General features: G+C 67.9%; 5 protein-coding genes. 4 read left to right on the plus strand and 1 reads right to left on the minus strand.

Going from position 1 to position 3,743, the window contains the following annotated elements:
* On the minus strand, nt 1–468 hold a 468-nt coding region (locus tag K728_RS18330), incomplete at its 3' end, for an FAD-dependent oxidoreductase (protein WP_035747045.1).
* A 227-nt stretch (nt 469–695) separates the two neighbouring features.
* Here K728_RS18330 and nirD point away from each other — a divergent pair.
* The 4 genes from nirD to K728_RS0103775 all read left to right on the plus strand — a co-directional run.
* Entirely contained in the window at nt 696–1,082 is a 387-nt protein-coding gene (gene nirD, locus K728_RS0103760; protein WP_019484140.1) for a nitrite reductase small subunit NirD, read from the plus strand.
* Nucleotides 1,083–1,112: 30 nt separating this feature from the next.
* Entirely contained in the window at nt 1,113–1,925 is an 813-nt protein-coding gene (locus K728_RS0103765) for a CbiX/SirB N-terminal domain-containing protein (protein ID WP_051317603.1), read from the plus strand.
* A gap of 55 nt (nt 1,926–1,980) precedes the next feature.
* Nucleotides 1,981–2,718, plus strand: coding sequence for a GntR family transcriptional regulator (locus K728_RS0103770; protein ID WP_024475900.1), 738 nt, complete (start codon nt 1,981–1,983; stop codon nt 2,716–2,718).
* Nucleotides 2,719–2,767: 49 nt separating this feature from the next.
* A partial coding sequence (locus tag K728_RS0103775) for an MFS transporter (RefSeq protein WP_024475901.1) occupies nt 2,768–3,743 on the plus strand: 976 nt, incomplete at its 3' end.

Raw genomic sequence — 3,743 nt, forward strand, 5'->3', positions numbered from 1 at the left:
GGCGAGCCGTGCCGTCTCCGAGCGGAGCCAGTGCATGTCATCGACCGTGCGGTACACCGCTGCGTGCTCGCCGCCCGGCAGAGGCAGCCGGACGGCTTCCGATCCGGTGGCGAGGACAACGTCGTCGTAGGGGTAGCGCGTGCCGGAGGCACCCATCACGCTTTGGGCGTCAAGGTCCAGGTGGATGGCGCGCTCGCCGGTGACGAGGTCGATGGCGGGTTCACGCCACATAATGGACTCGCCGAGGCTGAGGTCGACGTCGTCGATCAGTCGCCGGCTCAGCGCCACCCGGTCATACGGAGCATGGGCCTCCTCCGTCAGGACAGTGAGGTGCAGGCCGTCAGTGCCACGTCGCCAGAGCGCTTCGACGAAGCGGTGCGCCGCTGGCCCACCGCCGATGACGACAATGCGCCGCTCCTGCGGTGTGGTGGCATCCTCAGCGGGCCGGGATGATCGGGTCTCGCTCATGTGGTGCCTCCCGTCAGGACCAGGCGGTCCCGTCTTTCGCTCCACAGTATGAGGGGGGAGTGTCGCTTATGTGTCGTGAATGTATCGCAACGTTAACAATCGACTCACGGAGCGGCCGCTGACCTGTGAGGTGGTCGTTACGCGGGCGCAACGAACCCGGGACGTGGGCGACATGTCCGCAGCCTAGCGTTGTCCCCAGTGCACCATCCGCGATCGAGGAGAACGTCATGACCGAGCTCATCCTGCACCGTCCCGCCATCTCGGAGGCCGCCGTCGAGCTGGCCTGGGAACAGGTCTGCCGTCTCGACGACCTTGAGGAATGCTGGGGGGAGGCGGCGCTGGTCGGAACGGTCCAGGTTGCCCTGTTCCGGCTGCCTGGTGACCGGCTCCACGCCGTCGGAAATATCGATCCACGAACTGGCGCAGCCGTGATGGCCCGCGGCATCATAGGGTCTCGCGGTGCCGCACCGACGGTCGCCTCGCCTCTTCACAAGGAGGTGTACGACCTGGCCACCGGCGCCTCGATCTCCGGCGGCCAGGGGCTCAGGACGTATCCGGTGCGGTGCGTCGATGGGGTGGTGGAACTCTTCATCGAGGTCGGGTTTCGCGCCTGAGCGGGCGGTAAGAGTTCAATCAGTGCTTCAATGGCTGGCATGACTTCGCATCTGACGGACGTGGGCGCACCGGTCCTCATCGCCTGCGCGCACGGCACGGACAACGCCCAGGGGCGCCGCGAGATCAACGCGGTCCGGGCCGAGATCTCTGCACTGCGTCCTGAGCTTGACGTTCTTGAGGCCTACGTCGACGTGCAGGATCCCGACCTGGTGGACGTAGTCGCCGCGCTTCCACCGAACCGTCCCACCGTGATCGTGCCGTTGCTGCTGTCGGTCGGCTATCACGTGAAGGTGGACATTGCCCGGGCGGCGGCGAGCCGGCCGGGGACCCTATCGGCGCTTCCGCTCGGCCCGGATCCACGCCTGGCGCGGGTGCTGCAGCAGCGATTGGTGGAAGCCGGTGTGGCCGAGGGCGACGACGTCGTCCTGTCCGCAGCAGGCTCCTCCGATGCCTGCGCTGCCGAGGACGTCGCCGAAGTTCAGGCGAGCCTCGCGGAACTCAGGACCGGCCCGGTGCGCCCCGGGTTCGGCGCGAAAGCCTCGCCCTCCGTGCCTGACGCCGTCGCGGCCTTCCGCGAAGGCACCCCCTCTTCGCCGGTTGCGCTGGCGTCCTACCTCCTCGCGCCCGGGTTCTTCCATGACCAGCTCGCGAAGGCCGGGGCCGACGTCGTCAGCGCTCCCCTGCTCCCGAGCCCCGCGATCGCTGAGATCGCGCTATCGCGGTACGACGACGCCGTCGCCCGCCTGCTGAGTGGGTCGCGGCCGGACGCCGGCCCGTGCCTCCGCCCGTGTCGGGCGCGCGTGGCGACGTGTGTCAGGAGCGGGCTGGCACAACCGGTCTGAAGCGGCCTAATCCGTGAACTGACCACCCCCTGCAACTCGCACTACTCTTGGAGTCATGTCACCCGCCGTCGACGACGACCACGTCCCCGCCGCCCGGCCGCCGTCCCTGACCGAGCGGACCATTGAGGCCGTGCGGGAGGGGATCCGGAACGGTAGCTTCGTCCCCGGTGAGCTGTATTCCGTCTACCGGTTGGCGGATGAGTTGGGCGTCTCCCGCAGCCCGGTCCGCGATGCGCTGCTCCGGTTGGCGGAAACCGGAATGGTGGCCTTCGAACGCAACCGTGGTTTCCGCGTGGTGCTGCCGGGAGCGCGGGAGCTGACCGAGATCATCGCCGTCCGGCTTGCCCTGGAGGTCCCCGCAGCGGAGCGGGCGGCGGTCCGGGCCACCGACGCCGACCGCTCCGCGTTGCATGACGAACACTCGGCAATGCAGGCGGCTGTCCTCGCGGGCGACGAATCCGCGTTCATGCTGCATGATCAGCGGCTGCATGGGTTGCTGCTGGATCTCGCCGGCAATGCCCACGCCGCCCGGATTATCGAGAACCTGCGCGACGCCACCCGGCTGGTTGGCGCTTCCACGATCAAGAAATCCCGTTCCCTGGAGGATGTCTACCGGGAGCACCGGCCCATTCTGGACGCCATCGACGACAGCGACCCCGTGGCCGCAGGTTCCGCGATGCGCCGCCACCTTGAATCCACCGGAAGGCTCCTGCTGCGGGAGGCGCCCGATGGCAACGGCACCTCTCTCTGGGCGGACCTGATCGAACCAGTGGCCGACGAGCGCGGCGGGTAGCCCGGTGACTCAGGAGACAGAAAACCGCCCCCGGGGTGGGCTTGCCGCAATGTGTATCACTCAGACCACGAGTTGGGGGCTGTTGTACTACTCACTGCCCGTGGCAGTGGTACCCATCGCTCGGGACACCGGGTGGAGTGCTGCGGCGATCACCGCCGCCTTCTCCGCCGGTCTGATCGTTTCAGCGGTGGTGGGGATCTGGGTGGGTCGGTTGCTGGATCAGACGGGGCCGCGGCGCCTGATGGTGACCGGCAGTCTGATCGGCGTCGCGGCGTTGCTGCTAGTAGCGGCAGCCCCTAATCTGCCGGTGTTTGTCGCCGCTTGGCTGGTGGCAGGTCTGGCGCAGGCCGCAGTGTTTTATCAACCGGCGTTCGTGGTTTTGACCCGCTGGTATGGACCGGCCCGAGTGAAAGCCTTGACCACGCTGACACTCGTCGCCGGGTTCGCGTCCCCCATCTATGCCCCCCTGACGGCGCTGCTGATCGAGAGCATCGGCTGGCGGCCAGCCTATCTAGCGCTCGCGGGTGTCCTGGCGGTGGTCACCCTCCCGCTCCACTGGTTCTTCCTTAATGCCCATTGGTCGGCGCCGACGCCGGCACAGTCACGGCAGGCGGTCACCCAAAACGTCCGTACGACAACCCGCAGCCGCCGGTTCATCATGCTGCAGGTGGCGGTTGCCGCGGCGACCCTGGCCCTGTTCGCGGTGACGTTCAACCTGATTCCCCTACTGCTGGAGCGGGGTTTTGATTACCGAACCGCGGTACTCGCCTTCAGCCTGATCGGCGTGGGCCAGGTGATCGGCCGGTTGTTCTTTGCTGTGCTGCCTGGCCGGTCCAACCCGGTGCGGCGGGCTGTGCTCCTGTTGGCGGCGGGGGCTACCTGCCTCTGGTGGCTGGGGTTGCTGCCCGGTCCGGCGTTCGTCCTCATCGGGGTTACAGTCCTGGCCGGCGCGGTCCGCGGGTGTATCACCCTGCTGCAAGCGACAGCCGTCGCGGACCGGTGGGGCACGTCGAACTTCGGGGCGG

This window comes from Arthrobacter sp. CAL618, assembly GCF_000468215.1.
Classification (GTDB): Bacteria; Actinomycetota; Actinomycetes; order Actinomycetales; family Micrococcaceae; genus Arthrobacter_D.

Coding starts and splice junctions, on each gene's coding strand:
- nirD (WP_019484140.1), top strand. CDS start 696: ATGACCGAGCTCATCCTGCACCGTCCCGCCATCTCGGAGGCCGCCGTC.
- K728_RS0103765 (WP_051317603.1), top strand. CDS start 1,113: ATGGCTGGCATGACTTCGCATCTGACGGACGTGGGCGCACCGGTCCTC.
- K728_RS0103770 (WP_024475900.1), top strand. CDS start 1,981: ATGTCACCCGCCGTCGACGACGACCACGTCCCCGCCGCCCGGCCGCCG.